The sequence below is a fragment of the Psychrobacter sp. TAE2020 genome, assembly GCF_018919485.1.
Lineage (GTDB): Bacteria > Pseudomonadota > Gammaproteobacteria > Pseudomonadales > Moraxellaceae > Psychrobacter.
The window spans coordinates 1,294,194-1,310,851 of sequence record NZ_JAHLMU010000001.1 but is presented as its reverse complement, the minus strand read 5'-3'; the positions used below and the strand labels follow the sequence as shown (position 1 = coordinate 1,310,851).

General features: G+C 43.2%; 12 protein-coding genes. 2 read left to right on the top strand and 10 right to left on the bottom strand.

What is annotated here, in order from left to right; genetic code table 11:
* Positions 1–75: 75 nt before the first annotated feature.
* The 4 genes from KPY62_RS05185 to leuS all read right to left on the bottom strand — a co-directional run bounded on the left by KPY62_RS05185 (position 76) and on the right by leuS (position 6,410).
* Entirely contained in the window at positions 76–1,530 is a 1,455-nt protein-coding gene (locus KPY62_RS05185; RefSeq protein ID WP_216581112.1) for an efflux RND transporter periplasmic adaptor subunit, read from the bottom strand.
* A 165-nt stretch (positions 1,531–1,695) separates the two neighbouring features.
* The gene (locus KPY62_RS05180; protein WP_216581111.1) at positions 1,696–2,826 is read right to left on the bottom strand and encodes a DNA polymerase III subunit delta; all 1,131 of its coding nucleotides are present in this window, start codon (positions 2,824–2,826) and stop codon (positions 1,696–1,698) included.
* A 125-nt stretch (positions 2,827–2,951) separates the two neighbouring features.
* Complete coding sequence (locus KPY62_RS05175; RefSeq protein WP_228730581.1) at positions 2,952–3,641, bottom strand: hypothetical protein; 690 nt, start codon at positions 3,639–3,641, stop codon at positions 2,952–2,954.
* A 39-nt stretch (positions 3,642–3,680) separates the two neighbouring features.
* A complete protein-coding gene (gene leuS, locus KPY62_RS05170; protein WP_216581110.1) occupies positions 3,681–6,410 on the bottom strand; it encodes a leucine--tRNA ligase in 2,730 nt (909 codons plus the stop codon).
* Positions 6,411–6,581: 171 nt separating this feature from the next.
* On the opposite strand from leuS, the gene KPY62_RS05165 reads away from it, so the two are divergent.
* Both KPY62_RS05165 and KPY62_RS05160 read left to right on the top strand, forming a co-directional pair.
* Complete coding sequence (locus KPY62_RS05165) at positions 6,582–6,947, top strand: Spx/MgsR family RNA polymerase-binding regulatory protein (RefSeq protein ID WP_216581109.1); 366 nt, start codon at positions 6,582–6,584, stop codon at positions 6,945–6,947.
* A gap of 148 nt (positions 6,948–7,095) precedes the next feature.
* Entirely contained in the window at positions 7,096–7,461 is a 366-nt protein-coding gene (locus tag KPY62_RS05160; RefSeq protein WP_216581108.1) for a hypothetical protein, read from the top strand.
* Between the two features lie 147 nt (positions 7,462–7,608).
* On the opposite strand, the gene argB is transcribed toward KPY62_RS05160, so the two are convergent.
* From argB to hemB, 6 genes are all read right to left on the bottom strand, one after another.
* Positions 7,609–8,520 carry an acetylglutamate kinase gene (argB, locus tag KPY62_RS05155; protein WP_216581107.1) on the bottom strand — a complete coding sequence of 304 codons (912 nt, stop codon included), beginning with the start codon at positions 8,518–8,520 and terminating at the stop codon, positions 7,609–7,611.
* A gap of 285 nt (positions 8,521–8,805) precedes the next feature.
* Positions 8,806–10,842, bottom strand: coding sequence for a phosphomannomutase (locus tag KPY62_RS13955; RefSeq protein ID WP_216581106.1), 2,037 nt, complete (start codon positions 10,840–10,842; stop codon positions 8,806–8,808).
* A 56-nt stretch (positions 10,843–10,898) separates the two neighbouring features.
* A complete protein-coding gene (dut, locus tag KPY62_RS05145) occupies positions 10,899–11,363 on the bottom strand; it encodes a dUTP diphosphatase (protein ID WP_216581105.1) in 465 nt (154 codons plus the stop codon).
* A gap of 126 nt (positions 11,364–11,489) precedes the next feature.
* On the bottom strand, positions 11,490–12,893 hold the full coding sequence (mgtE, locus tag KPY62_RS05140; protein ID WP_216581104.1) for a magnesium transporter: 1,404 nt from the start codon (positions 12,891–12,893) through the stop codon (positions 11,490–11,492).
* Between the two features lie 306 nt (positions 12,894–13,199).
* A complete protein-coding gene (locus KPY62_RS05135; RefSeq protein ID WP_216581103.1) occupies positions 13,200–15,233 on the bottom strand; it encodes a UvrD-helicase domain-containing protein in 2,034 nt (677 codons plus the stop codon).
* Positions 15,234–15,619: 386 nt separating this feature from the next.
* Entirely contained in the window at positions 15,620–16,627 is a 1,008-nt protein-coding gene (gene hemB, locus KPY62_RS05130; RefSeq protein ID WP_216581102.1) for a porphobilinogen synthase, read from the bottom strand.
* Between the last annotated feature and the right edge of the window lie 31 nt (positions 16,628–16,658).

The window sequence follows — 16,658 nt, the reverse complement described above, 5'->3', positions numbered from 1 at the left end:
TAGTATTTAACACAGCAGTTAACAGTCGCCACGGTAAGGGAGCTGGCAAAGGTGAGTGGTCATCCACAAGTCAGGTTACATACCTGCTGGACGACGACGGGGGCCTCCAGCGCCTCCTTTACTTGGGCCTTCTTCGCCGATAATCACGGTATCCCCAACTTGTAAACCAGTTAAAATTTGGGCGTCTACTCGGTTATCAATACCGACTGTGACGGCTTTATCTTCCACACTGCCATCAGTATTAAGGACGCGCACAAAACGCTTTTTGCTACTTAGAGCGCCCTCTGGTTGAGCATTGTTTTCTTGCTTAGTACCTTTGCGACTAGCAGTAGCAGACTTATCCTCTTGGCCTTTTGGGCGTTGAGCTTGCGCCTTATTGCCTTTAGCATCCTTCGACTTGCCTGAGCTATTATCGCTCATGCTTGGCGTTTTTTGTAAAGCTGAAGAGGGCACTAATAGCGCATCTTTAGCTTGATTGATAACCACAAAGACTTGCGCTGTCATATCAATACGGAAGCGTTTATCAGGATTAGGCACTTCAATATAGCCGACATAATAAATCGCTGAGTCTGCCGCACTAGTAGTACTAATAGTTTCAGGAGCAGGTTCGATAGCCGTTAATACCGCATCATACTTTTGATCTGGATCGCCGATAGTATTGAAATAAACTGGTAGGCCAGCTCGTACGTTAATCACATCAGCCTCAGATATTTGCGCATTGATACGCACAGTTGATAAATCGGCTAAAGTGACTATAGTCGGCGTTGACTGATTAGCGTTGACGGTGGCACCTTGTTCAGTAGTCACTGACACTACCGTACCATCCATAGGGGCACGAATAGTAGTATAGCCTAAGTTTTCAGAGGCGGTATCGAGGTCTGTTTGTGACTTCTGTAGTCCAGCTTGGTCGCTAGCAATATTGGATTGTGCGGTGATTAAAGAGGCCTTAGCATTATCAATAGCCGCTTGAGCGACGATGACATCGGCTTCGGCAGAAGATACTTTAACTGCTGCAGAGTCATAATCTTGCTGAGAAATAGCATCGATAGCTACTAAAGACTTTAAGCGGCCGAAGTCCACACGGGCTTGTTTGAGGGCCACTTGCTTACGAGTAAGATCAGCATAAGCACTATCTAGGCTGGCTTGACGACTGCCATATTCCGCCTGCGCACTTTGCAGACCTGCACGGCTTTGCGCTAACGAAGCTTGCTGATTGGAGAGGTTGTTTTTTTGCGTCACTTGATCAATCTGAGCAATCAAGTCACCTTTTTTGACTTCATCGCCAACTTTGACATATAACTTAGTCACTTCCCCAGATACCTGAGCACCTACATCAACGGTATTTAACGCCTTGACCTTACCTGAGGCCATGACGTTATTCTCGACATCGCCTAGCTTAGCCGTTGCGGTGATGTAATTGGGGGTTTCTTCTTTGGGTTTAAATTTGCTATATGCTAGTGCCCCTAAGGCGACTAGGATAAGGGCAATGATGCCCCATTTGATAGCAGACTTCTTACTCAGTTTGCGCATTATGACAATCCAATTTCAATCGACTAAAATATAGTTATAGTAAAGGCTTAGCTACTAAAAGTGAATGGTAATTAGTTTGCGAAAGGTTAAGCAGGTAGATAGGAGAGCAAAGGACTAAAAGGAAGCAAAAGTTATTAACAATAACTAGGACAAACCAGTGCCTTTTTATCTATTGGCAAATAGTGTTTGGCCGGATAATTGCAGTGCAGCTTGCAATAAAAGCTCCCAAGCAGGCTGGCGTATTAGACCTTTGATCGCCTGATCGCAGCGATAAAGTAAGTCAGGCCATTGGGCGGTTTGCGCGGTGGTTTGGCGACGGCAGGCCTGCTGGTATAAGCCCTGTTTACTACGCCAGATACCTAATGCTTGTGGGTCTTGGCCATCCGTTAACGCCATAATCTGACGCATATCTTTACTGATAGCCCATAGCACTAACGTAGTCGGTTCGTCAGTAGCTTTAAGCTGCAATATAATCTTGGTAACCTGTCTAAGATCACCAGCGAGCATCGCATCAGATAGATCAAAGACGCTAAACTGTGCGTCGCTCACTAGCGCTGCTTGTAAGTCAGTAATATCTAACGCTAAGGGTTTTGCCTCAGTGCTAGTATTGTTAGAGCTAAGCTCAGGCATAGAGTTTTTATCAGCATTACTACCAGAGTGATGGTCTTTTTGCGGCTGTTGCTTAGGGTTAAAAGCGATTAACGTGGGTGCAAACAGATAAGACAAGCGCCATAAAGTCTGATAGGCGCTGAGTAAATGATGCTCAGTATGCGACATCAGTAATTGCCAAGCATCTTGTGATAAGCGTAAACCAAACTGCTGTGCCTGAACTTGCAACAACTGCTGGCGTTGACGCTCATCATATAAATTACAATCAATAATATGGCCGTATTGGGCGAAGGGCACAAACCATTTGCTACTTTGCGCACGTTTATCTTGCTTAGGCGTTAACCATAATAAACTATGGCTATGCGCGCCCGTTTGGGCATCAACGGCGAAGCGTTCTAGCTCAGTGATGATAGCTTTATCCGGTTTATGGTTACCAGTGACAATCAAGGCGCTAGCATCGTCGAATAACGATAAGCTACTCAGTTCAGAAAGTACCTCTTGCCAGCTTTTTACTGATATTAGCTCAATACGTTTAATAGCATAGTTTTGTGCACGCCAATGTGGTCGTAGCGCATCGATTAACCACTGCTGCAATAACGGCTCATCACCTTGTGCTAGCCACAAGCCAGCTACTGCAACAGTAGGCTGCAGTAACTTGGGATAAGCTTGGGTAAAAGTTTCTTGCATAAGGTATAGGCTATTTAGTTCAGCAGGTTGGTTTGTTGAGCACGGTATCTTGGTGGTATTTAGTCTAGCGTTAGCATAGCTATCGGGCAACTATGCTAAGTATCTATCAACCAGAACTAAAAAAGTTAAGGTTTTGGCGCAATAATCTTTGCGCTAGAATTTGTAGTGGGTTGACGCACCATCGAAGACGAGTTGCTGGCACTGTTAGGCGCTACTTTTGGTAGGCTAATAGCCACATACTGATCAGTAATACGACGAGCTAAGCTGTCATATAGCCAACCACGGATTTGAGTGCCTTGCTGATCATCGGTACTGACCGAGGCCTCATTATACTGATAGCTGCGTTCAACTTGGATGGGACTGGTCAAAGTCACAGGTTGACCGTTTTTCATAGTCTGATAAGTAACGTCGGCGGATAATACTAGGCGAATCTCTGTCAATACCCCGACCAACTCATAATTTTTAAAACGTAAGTTATCGATTTTGATACTAGCAATCTGCTCTGCATCAGTATTAGCAGCAGCGCTATTAGCGGCACTCTCGATCATAGTAATGCCATCGACCACATCGACACCTAAAGCTTCTAAGCGTCTAGTCAGTGGCAGCTTCAACGGGAATGAAATGCGATTGTCTTCGACAATGATAGCTGTCTTAGCAACCTCAAAGCGCAAAGGCGCATCGTAACCACGTAGATGAAAACCGCAGCCAGTCAGTAAACTGGCGCTACCGAGTACGGTAACCATTGGCAGGCTTGCCAGCAGCATAACTGCAAGCTTATTTACTGCCGATGGTTTGGTTGATGACTGATACGCCATAATCGCTATCCTTATTTAGTCTAAAAAGGCTTAGTAAGCCTAACCTACAACGACGATGTTGACTAGCTTATTAGGCACGACGATTTCTTTTTTGATCTCACCAGTGATGAATTTTGCCACGCTATCTATAGCTCGTGCTTGTGCTTTGAGCTGTTCAGGATCACCGTTAGGGGCGACTTCCATTTTGCCGCGCATTTTACCGTTAACCTGCACGATCATAGTAATAGTGTCTTGCACTAAAGCGCTAGCATCGACAGTAGGATAAGCCAAGTTTTGGGTATTCAAGCCTAAAGCTTCAAGTAGATGTTCACCGACATGTGGTGCATATACCGAAAGCATGATTAACAAGTCCAAGAGCGCTGCATGCTTGACTTGTAAGTCTTGTTCGCCACTAGCCTTAAAGCTACTCAGCTCGTTAGCCAACTCCATAAGACTCGATACTGGAGTGTTCAATGCCAAGCGCTCGCCCAAGTCATTATCGATCTTCGCGATAGTTTCATGAGTTTTGCGACGTAAGTCCTTAGCGGCTTTACTTAAGTCGTCAGTATTTAGCGCTGTGTTATTTAAGGCAGTTGGATCTATATTAGCATCAGTTAACGCCTGCATATGTTCAGTTGCGATGCGCCAAACTTTTTTAACAAAGTTATAAGGACCTTTTAATGCATCATCTGACCATTCAAGGGTTTGATCAGCAGGAGCGGTAAATAGGGTATATAACCGAACCGTATCAGCACCGTATTGATCAATAGTGGTCTGTGGATCAACACCGTTATTCTTGGACTTTGACATTTTTTCAATTTTGCCAATAGTCACTGGTTGGCCGTCAGCTTTTAGTATGGCTTTGATTGGCTGCCCACGTTCGTCATAATCGATATCAATGTCGTGTGGGAAGTAGTAAGTGGTACTAGCATCAGCATTGACCCGATAAAAAGTACCAGCCAATACCATGCCTTGAGTCATCAGGTTTTTAAAGGGCTCATCACCAGATACTAAGTTTTCATCACGCATCAGCTTATGGAAGAAGCGTGCATACAATAAATGCATGACCGCATGTTCAACACCGCCGACATACTGATCTACAGGCAGCCATTTGTTAGCGGCCGACTTGTTGACCATGTTTTGACTGTCATTAGGACTAGCAAAGCGTGCATAGTACCAACTAGACTCAACGAAAGTATCGAAAGTATCAGTCTCACGCTCAGCAGGATTACCACATTTAGGGCAGCTAGTATTGACAAACTCTGGAATGTTTTTAAGAGGATTACCGCGACCATCAGGCACTACGTCCGTTGGCAGTACTACTGGCAAGTCTTTCTCTTCAACAGGCACCGTACCACAATGCTCACAGTTGACCATAGGGATAGGGCAGCCCCAATAGCGCTGGCGTGACACACCCCAATCACGCAGACGATATTGAATTTTTTTATTAGCTAGACCTAGGGGTTCGAGCTGTTCGAGCATAGCTGCAAAGGACTGCTCAAAATTCATGCCATCGAACTTACCGGAGTTGACTAAGGTATTGCGTTCGGTATAAGCAAGATTGACTTCAGTGTTATCAGCTGCGGCTTGAGCTTTAAGCTTATCAGCATAGCTGTCTGGCATCTCAATGACTTGCTTGATTGGCAAATCATACTTAATAGCGAACTCGTAATCGCGCTCGTCATGAGCTGGCACTGCCATCACCGCACCTGAGCCGTAGCTCATTAGTACATAGTTGGCTACCCAAACAGGTACTTTTTTGCCCGTTAGAGGATGCAAAACAGTAAGGCCTGTATCCATACCGATCTTTTCAGCTTTGGCAAGGTCCGCTTCTGCAACTGAGCCTTTTTTACATAAAGCACAAAACTCGGCAATCAATTCATTATGCTCAGCCGCATATTGCGCTAAAGGATGTTCAGCGGCGACTGCCACATAAGTAACCCCCATCAAAGTATCAGGACGAGTGGTAAATACATCTAAAGTATTGTCTTGAGCTTCAAGCTCATAAGGGAAATGCACTTCCATACCAGCACTACGACCAATCCAATTGCGCTGCATGGTCAGTACTTCCGAGGGCCAATGACCTTCTAGCTGATCCAAATCGTCGAGGAGCTCGTCGGCATAGTCAGTAATATTGAAGTAGTACATCGGAATATCACGTTTTTCAACTGCAGCGCCACTACGCCAGCCTTTACCATCAATAACTTGCTCATTAGCTAAGACAGTATTATCGACTGGATCCCAGTTGACAGTAGCAAGCTTTTTATAAACTAAGCCTTTTTTGTACAATTGTAAGAATAGCCATTGCTCCCACTGATAATACTCTGGGCTACAAGTTGCAAGTTCACGCGACCAGTCAACAGATAAACCTAGCAATTTGAGCTGAGCACGCATGTTATCGATATTAGCGTAGGTCCATGCCGCTGGAGACATCTGATTGGCAATCGCGGCGTTCTCAGCTGGCAAGCCAAAGCCATCCCAGCCCATTGGCTGCATAACTTCAAAGCCTTTAAGGCGGTAATAGCGGCTTAGGACATCAGAAATCGTATAGTTACGTACATGGCCCATATGCAGCTTACCACTAGGGTATGGGAACATCGACAGCATGTAGCGACTTGGTTTGTCGCTAGGCTCATTGCTTACTTCAAAGCGCTTGTCAGCCGCCCATTTGGCTTGCTGCGTCGCTTCGATAAGCTGTGGCTGATAGAGGGTGCTGTCAGTAACCAGATCATTGACAGGATTATTGATATTATTAGTATTGGCTTGGTCAGAGGTCACAGCGTTGTTCATAGTTGGCTCAAGAGTAAAGGTTTTAATAAGAAAAATGGATTAATTTAGATAGGGTAGAATAGCTTAAATCGGGCAAAATTGCGATGGGGCAAAGTAATTTTGCCGAACTATTAAAGCGATAGATGCGGCAATCTCTAACTATTAATGATAAATCGATAACTAGGAACACTAATGACTATTACTATCTACGGTATCAAATCCTGCGACACTATGAAAAAAGCAGTCACTAAACTTAATGAGCTCGCAGTTAGCTACGATTTTCACGATTATAAGAAACAAGGCATCGACAAAGATAGCGTACAGCGTTGGGTCGATGCTTTGGGTATAGATAAAGTGTTGAATAAGCGTGGAACGACATGGCGCAAATTAAGCGATGAGCAAAAACAATCAGCTGATACTGAGGTAGATAAGGCTATTGATTTGCTGCTAGAGCATACTAGTATGATTAAGCGCCCGATAATAGAAGGTAGCTATAAACAACAGCCTGTTTTGCTTTGTGGTTTTGAACAACAAATTTTTAACACAACCTTTGGTTAATAACACAATCTTTGCATAAACCCACATTAGGTTTAGTGTATTCTAACTATATTGCTCATTAACCAATATTTATTACCATTTCTTTATTAACAGTTCTTTATTAATAGTTCTTTATGAATAAGTTTTTATTAATCAAAAGGGGACGTTTATGAAAAAGTTATTACTAGTGACTGCGCTAGTCACAGCATCGTTTATGGCTATGTCTGTCAATGCGCAAGCTGCTGATACTTCTACCAAAATAACTTTTGTTAAGGATAGTTATTGTGGTAGCTTTTCCGGTAATATCAAGAACGGTAAAGAGTTCCGTTTATGGTTATTACCAGAGCAAAACTTAGTCATTCGTAATGTCGGTGATGACCAAGTTAGCGTAGCTTACGTAACAGGACCTAATGGTCGCTTAGATGGTGATCGCTATGATAAAGAGACTTCTTATTTTACTGAACGTAAAGGCAATCACAAAATGAAGGTTTATGGCAATAGTAGCTATAGCTCCGTTGAGTTCTGTGCTTATTAAGTCGCTAAAAATGGTAAAGATTTATTTATAACTGCTGTTTTTACTAATGCTATTTTTAAAATTAAGCCCAAGGTTAGAGGATACTAAGCTTGGGCCTAAGTGTTTTTAGTGCTAGTGTTTCAGCGTTTTTTGAGTCGCAACAGGAAGCTAGCTTAGCGCTGAACTTAGATCACTACTAATCAAAGTGCCCACGCCTTCATTAGTGAAAATCTCTAATAAAGTAGCATGAGGGACACGACCGTCAACGATAACCGCACTTTTAACGCCACCACGTACTGCATCTAGGGCACATTGGATCTTAGGAATCATGCCGCCTGATATAGTACCGTCTTCAATTAGCATATCTACAGTCTGTGGGGTTAAGCCGGTGACCACTTCGCCATCGCGACCTAATACTCCTTTAATATTGGTCAATAGCATTAGCTTCTCTGCTTGCAAAAACTCAGCTACTTTACCAGCGACTAAATCGGCATTGATATTATAAGTATTGCCTTCGCTATCGACGCCAAGAGGGGCAATAACAGGAATAAAGTTGGAAGAAATTAGCAGTTCGATTACGTCTTTATTAACGCTAACCACGTCACCGACATAACCTAAGTCTACTGATACCGCAACACCGTCTTCTCCTATTTTTTCCATTAACATTTTTTTAGCTTGAATAAGGTTAGCATCTTTACCCGTCAAGCCTATAGCTTGTCCACCATGCTTATTGATTAAGCTGACAATAGACTTATTAACCCCGCCGCCTAATACCATCTCGACGATATCCATAGTGCTCTTGTCAGTAACGCGCATACCATCGATACGTTCAGACTTACGCCCCAGCTCTTGGAGTAGGTTATCGACTTGCGGCCCACCGCCATGCACTACCACTGGATGTAGTCCGACTGTTTTTAATAGTACGATGTCGCGAGCAAATGAGCTTTCGAGCTCAGGATCAGTCATCGCATTGCCACCGTATTTGACAACGATTAACTTACCAACATAACGTTGGATATAAGGCAGTGCTATAGTCAGTACTTCAGCGGTGATCTTGGCATCATCTAAATTAAGCGACATGATAAACTCCTAAAATAGGGTTTTAATATTGTAATTAATTACACAGGAATAGGTTAAAAAAGCTTTAAACAAGTAGATTTAGTAGGGACATCAAAAACCTAAGGTTAAAAATGCCTTTAAAGGATCAGCTTGAGCGAAGACAACTATTAAGCAGCTATCAAACCTTTATCAAATAACTATCAAATAGCTATCAAATAGCTATCAAACTATTATCAGAAAAATAGCTTAAAACAGTGAGCCAATAATAGTAGTGACTTTACTGGTTTTATGGACTGTTTATCGAAGCTATTCAGGTTGAATAGCCGCTATTCGATCTGCCATATCTTCATCGAACAAGCGACATAGAGCTACTAGACGGGCTTGCACTGCTAGGAGCTCATCCATAGTGTCGCCTGCAAAGCGCACGGTTAGACTATTACTAGTGTTGGATCGGCGTACTACGCCGAAACCATGCGCAAAGTCTAAGCGCACGCCATCTATACGAGATAATAAGGTGCCTGCTGGCAATAACTGCTGCGCTTCTGTGACGGTCTTTAAGATAGGCGGCTCAGGATTAAAGCACTTACAAGATATCGACTGAGTAAATAATGCCGTCTGAGTCAGGAGTTGATCGCCTGTATTATCAGCAACTACATGCTGTAGATACTGACAGTACTCGATTAAATGTTCAATAAAGGTACAGCTGTTATTATTAGCATCGTTAAAAGGCAGATAGTGATCGGCGCTACTAATAAGCACAGGCAGGTTTTTAGTGATGTCAGTCAACTGATAAGGAGCTACTAGGGCTCTAGGCTCACCCCATACATCAGTGCTTAGGGGCGCAGCATAACTCAAGCTATCAGCGTCCATTAATTTGGCTAAGGCCGCAAGAGTAGGCGCAGTATGAGTTAACCAATGCAACAAGCGTAGAGCCGCATACATCGCATCATCATAAGCTATAAAGTAACCATCATTAAATATAAAGTGGCCCGATAACTCTCCAGCAAATATAGTCGGCTGAGTAGCCGTTTGTAGCTGTTGTCTTAATAAGCTACTACCCGTTCTAGTCATAATAGGGGTAGCACCAAGCTTACTCAGCAAGCGAGGCAAATGATGTGAACATTTTATATCGAATAGAACTTCAGGTGCTGTAGGGCTGGCTTTGACAGGACATTCAGTGACGGCTACTTGCGCTAGTAAGTATAATAAATGATCAGCGTTGATAACTTTGCCCCTATTATCAACGATCATGAGTCGATCGCCATCACCGTCAAAAGCTAAGCCCATATCTGCTTGGTTAACCATCACTGTCTGCTGTAACTCAGCTAGGCGATTAGGCTCAGTAGGATCAGGATTACCTATCGGAAAACAGCCGTCGGGTCTATCGTTAAGCATAATAACCCGCTGACAAAAGCGCTCGAATAAAGGCTGAGCGATATTACTAGTTGCCCCATTCATACAGTCAATAACTAAAGTCAAATCCAACTTAACTTGGCTTATAGGCTTAACCACCGCTAAAGACTCAGGCTCCTCAATAAAGTTGCCCTCAATATAATGCCGATCGATTTTACGGTCATTAATTTTACGGTTATCAATAGGGTGCTCATTAGCATAGCACTGATCAATAATATTAAAGGCTTGCACGATAGCATCGATATAAGTAGTAGCGATCAGCTCAGCTGGCAAGTCAGTGCTGATAGCAGTACCGATAGCAGCATCAATATCATTGTTATTGGGGTTAAGGGCGGATTTGTATTTGAAATTCGACTTAGAGTCTAAGGTTAGCGAAATATCTAGAGAATTTGTATAGTTATAAAGCCTATTTTTTTTGAGCTCAAAGTTATGCAACTGCTGATACAGCGCTTGAATTTCTAGACTGCTAGGAGAAGTATTAGCCACTAGCCATTTGATACCTAAAATGTCTTTGTGTGAATGACTAGCGGTGACCATAATGCCATGGCCATCATACTTTTGTGCCCAAAAGGCCATCATTGGGGTAGTAATCAGTCCCAAATTAATAACCGTTAGCCCTCGTTGGCGTAAGATGTCGGCTAACATGTGCGCTATAGTGTCACTACCTAAGCGTACGTCAAAGCCGATAACTATAGTTTCAGCCGTAATTTCAGTAGTGTGAGCCTGATTATTTTGAGACTGATTAGTAAGAGTTTTATTAGTATTAGAGGCTTTATTAAGACGCTCATAATAGCTTCGAAAATGATAGAGATCGGCAAAAACTTCGCCTAATGCGGCTATAAAATCAATAGTAAAGTATTGGCGCTCACCACGGATGTCATAAGCTCGGAATAAGGGCTGTTGGGCAGTAAAAGCAGGTAAAGCTGGCATATTTTTACTTCCTTATCCTAGTGACAACCAATATTAGCAATAGTTAACGGCAGGTCTTATTGACGGCCTGAATGACCAAAACCACCAGCACCGCGTGCGCTCTGATCACTAAATTCAGTGACTACTTCGAACTCAGGGCGAGCCACAGGCACTACTATATACTGAGCCATACGTTCAGCAGGATTGAGTAAAAAATCCTCGCCACTACGATTCCAAATACTGACCATTAGCTCGCCTTGATAATCAGCATCAATAAGACCTACTAAGTTACCTAAGACGATACCATGTTTATGACCAAGACCTGAGCGTGGCAAAATCATGCCGGCATAGTTAGGATCACAGATATAAACTGCTAAGCCAGTACCTATCAAGTGCGTGCTGCCAGCCTTGATAGTTAACGGCTCATCAATACAAGCGCGTAAATCAATACCTGCTGAGCCATCTGTAGCTCGTGTCGGCAAAGAGAACGCTGGATTTTCAATGACTTTAGGGTTTAGAACTTTAACTTGTACTGCTTGCATAACCTTCTCACTTAACAATTTAACAGGGTTTATAAAACTTTGTTTGTCAATTATTTTTGTTTTAAAAAAATAGCAAAAAAAACGATTTTTAATTTATAGTTTTTAACTTTCAGTTTCAACTATTGGCTAAAGAATCAGAATACTAGCTAAGCCCAAAAACGACATAAAGCCGACAATATCCGTCACTGTAGTCAAAATGACAGAAGCGGATAGGGCAGGATCGATATTCATGTTTTTAAGCATTAAGGGAATGGCAATCCCTGAAGCGTTAGCTGCAGTCATATTGATGGCAATAGCACAGCCGATCACGGCGGTAATCTTCGAATCCTGAAACCACAGCTGGGCAATTATTGCCATAATTAGGGCCCAAACAATACCATTTATAGCGCCTACCCACAGCTCTTTATTGAACAGCCACCAGCGGTTGGACCCACCGATTTGACCCATAGCCATCCCACGAATAACGATAGTTAAAGTCTGCGATCCAGCAATGCCACCCATGCTTGCTACTACCGGCATTAGTATCGCCAGCGCTACTACTTTCGCCAGTACTTCTTCAAACTGACCGATAACCGCAGCAGCCAGTAATGCGGTACATAAGTTAATACCCAGCCAAATACTACGACTTTTAGCACTAGTTAGAATAGGCGCAAACAGCTCCTCGTCTTGACTGACACCAGCAAGGTTACGCATAGTACTATCGACATCGTCTTGAATAATCTCTGAGATGTCTTCACCATTTAATTGTCCAACCAGTTCGCCATGACTGTTAATCACTGGCGCAAAGCGAATGTCTTCTGAGCGAAAAATCGCCGCCGCATCTTGGATGTCTAAACGATCGTTAACCGTCACTGCATTATCAACGAGACTAGATACTAAAGTGCTTTGATCATGTTTGATTAAATCAGCTAAGCTCAAGAGTCCTAGTAGTTGTTTACTTTTATCAACCACTAATAACTCTTGGCTCTGATCATCAAGCAAGCGTGCATCACTGCGTAGCCATTGCTGTACTTGCGCAAGATTGCTGTCGTCTTGTACCTGAATGATATCAGGATCCATATAGCTGCCAACTTCCCAGTCCTCATAAGTATCCAGCTTATTAACTTGAATGCGGATATCTTCGTCCAGAGTAGCCATCACTGAGGTACGAACTTTGTCAGTAACTGTATCTAATAGCTCTGAGATATCTTGCGCACCAAGATCCTGTGCAAGTAGGGATATCTCCTGTGAAGAGATGTTCTCTAATAAAGGCTGACGGGTATCGAACTCTAATTCTGCTAATACTTGGCCTTTGATTTTTGCCGCGACTTGTTCCCAGATTAGCTGGCGACTCGGTGAGGGAAACGACTCTAATAAGTTGGCAATCTCATACTCGGACTGCTTTAATAAAAAATCACCAATGGCAGCGAAATCGTCATTAGCCACTAAGTCCTGCAAGTACAGCAGTTTGTACTCAGCACTATACTCCAGTGGGTTATAGTCTGGCTGCAATGTCGGTATGCGGTCAGGGCTAGGATTAGGCACGGACATAAGTGTTCCAAAAATGGTAAAAGCTATAACTGTTCACAATTAAAGCGGTTGCTAAGTAAAAAGGCGGCGATTAACCCGCTGATAATTAAAAATAAGCAATAAAAACGTTCAAGGAGCAGTAAACTTAAAGTTGCGCTGGTTGTTAGCACAGTTTGCCAGAATAGTACGGCTAACAGTACGGCTATCAATAGTAGAAATAGGCAAAACTTGACTACTGCCACTAGTATGACAACGTCTAGTCAATAATCAACTAGGGTCCAATGGACCATTAACCGGCTAACTGATACTTGCCTAACCTCAGCTTAACTATCGATTACCTAATAGGGCACGGATATTGGCTAAATATTCATCAGCGACGGCTTCTGGATCTTTACTGGCTTTTTTCTTCTTAGCTTTGGCAGGCCAGTCGATATGTTCCTCCGGTAGCTCATCCAAGAATCTAGACTCTGAGGTAACTCGCATCTGTCCCCCTGAACGGCGCTGAGTCGCTAAGGTCAAAGTCAGCTCTCGACGCGCACGAGTAATCCCTACGTACATCAAGCGTCGCTCTTCTTCTACGGTCTCGCTCAGAATAGAGTTGCGATGCGGCAACATCTCTTCTTCTAGACCCATAATATAGACATAGTTAAACTCTAGGCCTTTGGCTGCATGCAGAGTCATCAGGTTCACTTTATTAGTGTTCTCTTCTTCTTGCTGCTGCTCTAGCATATCTAACAATACCAGTTTACGAATAATAGTATCGATGGTACGGTCTTCATCTGACTCAGCGCGATTAATAAGTGACTGGATACTGGTATAGAGGATCTCAATATTATCTAAACGATTTTTCTCTTGCTGCGGGGTCTTGGCCTCTGAGCGTACTACATCGACGTAGCCCGTCTCGTCAATCATCTGTTTGACTAAAGGTACGGGATCAGGATGCTGATCGAGCTCGCGGGTATAGTGCTCAATAAAATCACCAAACTCTTTAAGAGTGCCATAAGCTTTGCTAGGCAATACATGACTAAGACCGGCATGAGTACAAGAGGCCAGCAGCGAGATGCTATGCTCTTGCGCAAACAGTCCAAGTTTCTCAAGGGTCGCCGGCCCCATGCCACGCTTAGGGGTATTAATAATACGTAAAAAAGCACTATCATCTTCAGGGTTTAAAATTAGACGCAGATAGCCCATGATGTCTTTGATTTCGCTACGAGCGAAAAACGACTGACCACCAGATAACTTATAAGGTATTTGTAGTTGACGTAAATTAGCCTCTAACATCCGCGCCTGAAAGTTACTGCGATACAGCACAGCGTAATCTTCCCACTCGTTACCATAACGTAGTTTATGAGTAGCAATCTCCTTAGAAACTCGTTCTGCTTCATCGTCATCATTGCGACAGTTGATGATACGAATCTTTTCGCCTTGCCCTTTATCTGACCAAAGTTTTTTTTCAAATAAATGCTCATTATTGGTAATCACGGCGTTAGCAGAGGTCAGAATTCGACTGGTTGAGCGGTAATTTTGCTCAAGCATGACTATTTTTAATTTGGGAAAGTCTTCTTTGAGTAGCGCCATGTTTTCAGGTTTAGCCCCACGCCAAGCATAGATAGATTGGTCATCATCGCCTACTACGGTAAAGCGTCCTTGTGGCCCAACCAAGTACTTGATCATTTCGTACTGAGCGGTATTAGTATCTTGATACTCATCGACTAGCAAATAGCGAATACGGTTTTGCCATTTATCGCGCAGCTCTCTGTTTTCACGGAGTATCTTAGTTGGTAAAACGATTAAGTCATCGAAGTCGACAGCGTTATAAGCCCGCAAATTACGCTCATAAAGAGCATATAAAGTGGCAAAGATCATGTCTTCTGGATCGGTTAAGGTTTCCATCGCCTTATCAGGTTCAACCAAATCGTTTTTCCAATCAGATATCATTTTTATGGCTTTGCCAACCAGCTCACGACTCTCAGCACCACTCAAGTTATCGCGCATCATTAGCTCCATCAGCAAGCGCTTACTATCGTCGCTGTCCATAATGGAGAAGTTACCTTTGAGCGGCGTATGTATCAGCTCATAACGCAAAAACTGTAAACCAAACTGGTGAAAAGTAGACACGGTTAGGCCACGGGTCTTTTCGCTAGGCAGCAACTTGCTCACTCGCGCTTTCATTTCACGGGCGGCTTTATTAGTGAAAGTTACCGCAGTGATACGCTCAGCTGGCATGTTGCATTCTTCGATAAGGTAAGCAATCTTACGGGTAATCACCGAAGTTTTTCCTGAGCCTGCGCCGGCTAGTACTAGCAGCGGACCAGAGACGTAGAGCATGGCTTCTTGTTGTTTGGGATTTAGTTGACTCATAGCAAAACCTTTGGGACAAATAGGGCAAAAGCAAAAGAGGGCTAGACTTTGAATCGATCTCTAATGTTAAAAAATATTAAAAAGATTAAGTCTAATAAAAGCAGTAAAATATATATAAATGGCTTTATAAGTGACTAAAATTAGGTGAGTTATTATAAAGCAAAAATAATACTTAGGGGGAGTAGATAGATAATGAGCCGATTTGCAGGACTGTGTAGCTTTTGCAGCTTTTTTGAACAGTTAACATAGAAACTAACGGCTAACCAATTAGCTGAGTGTAGGTAATAGTCTGAGCGCTTTTTAAAATACAGCCAGTTAAAATGCACCAACTGAACGGTGTCAGTTGGTGCAATAGCAACTAAGTTAAATTGTTATAAATAATGAATTTAAGCGTTATTCAATTGACGAGCGGCTTCAAGAGCAAAATAAGTCAAGATGCCATCAGCACCAGCGCGGCGGAAGCCAATTAATGATTCTAAAATCACCGCTTCGGTTAACCAACCGTTTTGAATAGCAGCCATATGCATCGCATATTCACCAGAGACTTGATAGGCAAAAGTGGGCACACCAAAAGTATTTTTGACTTCTCGAATCAAGTCTAAATACGGCTGACCTGGCTTGATCATCACCATATCTGCGCCCTCAGCAATATCCATAGCTACTTCATGCAAAGCTTCAGCACGGTTGCCAAAATCCATTTGATACTGCTTTTTATGGCCACCTTTTAGGTTGCCAGCACTACCAACCGCATCACGGAACGGGCCATAATAAGCCGAGGCGTATTTAGCTGAGTAGGCCATGATAGCAGTATTGACGAAACCTTCTGCTTCAAAGGCATCGCGCATGGCTTTGATACGGCCATCCATCATGTCGCTAGGAGAGATGATATCAGCACCAGCACGAGCATGGACTAAAGCTTGCTGCACTAGCACTTCCACCGTCTCATCATTGACCACATAGCCACTATCATCGAGTAGACCATCTTGACCATGTGAAGTATAAGGATCTAGCGCCACGTCAGTCATAACTACCATTTCTGGTACGGCATCTTTGACCGCTTTGACCGCTCTTGCGCTCAAGCCATTTTCGTCATAAGCGGCACGACCATCAGCAGTCTTTAAGCTATTATCTATAACTGGAAAGATATCTATAGTCGTTACCCCTTCAGCTAATAAGGCTTTGGCATGCTTGATCAGCAAATCAATAGATAAGCGTTCAACACCTGGCATACTGGCAATAGCTTGGCGTTGGTTGTGGCCTTCTATTACGAATACTGGAGCGATAAAGTGCTTAGGATGCAGCTCAACTTCACGAATCATCGCTCGCACGTTATCGTTATAACGAAGACGACGTAAGCGGGTAGCAGGGAACTGGCGATTAAAGGTATAAGTCATAATGAGTCCTAATGATAGTTTATTAGAGGGT

Bases quoted from the DNA above. Each gene is read 5' to 3' on its own strand.
- KPY62_RS05185 (WP_216581112.1), bottom strand. From the start codon at position 1,530: ATGCGCAAACTGAGTAAGAAGTCTGCTATCAAATGGGGCATCATTGCC.
- KPY62_RS05180 (WP_216581111.1), bottom strand. From the start codon at position 2,826: ATGCAAGAAACTTTTACCCAAGCTTATCCCAAGTTACTGCAGCCTACT.
- KPY62_RS05175 (WP_228730581.1), bottom strand. From the start codon at position 3,641: ATGGCGTATCAGTCATCAACCAAACCATCGGCAGTAAATAAGCTTGCA.
- leuS (WP_216581110.1), bottom strand. From the start codon at position 6,410: ATGAACAACGCTGTGACCTCTGACCAAGCCAATACTAATAATATCAAT.
- KPY62_RS05165 (WP_216581109.1), top strand. From the start codon at position 6,582: ATGACTATTACTATCTACGGTATCAAATCCTGCGACACTATGAAAAAA.
- KPY62_RS05160 (WP_216581108.1), top strand. From the start codon at position 7,096: ATGAAAAAGTTATTACTAGTGACTGCGCTAGTCACAGCATCGTTTATG.
- argB (WP_216581107.1), bottom strand. From the start codon at position 8,520: ATGTCGCTTAATTTAGATGATGCCAAGATCACCGCTGAAGTACTGACT.
- KPY62_RS13955 (WP_216581106.1), bottom strand. From the start codon at position 10,842: ATGCCAGCTTTACCTGCTTTTACTGCCCAACAGCCCTTATTCCGAGCT.
- dut (WP_216581105.1), bottom strand. From the start codon at position 11,363: ATGCAAGCAGTACAAGTTAAAGTTCTAAACCCTAAAGTCATTGAAAAT.
- mgtE (WP_216581104.1), bottom strand. From the start codon at position 12,893: ATGTCCGTGCCTAATCCTAGCCCTGACCGCATACCGACATTGCAGCCA.
- KPY62_RS05135 (WP_216581103.1), bottom strand. From the start codon at position 15,233: ATGAGTCAACTAAATCCCAAACAACAAGAAGCCATGCTCTACGTCTCT.
- hemB (WP_216581102.1), bottom strand. From the start codon at position 16,627: ATGACTTATACCTTTAATCGCCAGTTCCCTGCTACCCGCTTACGTCGT.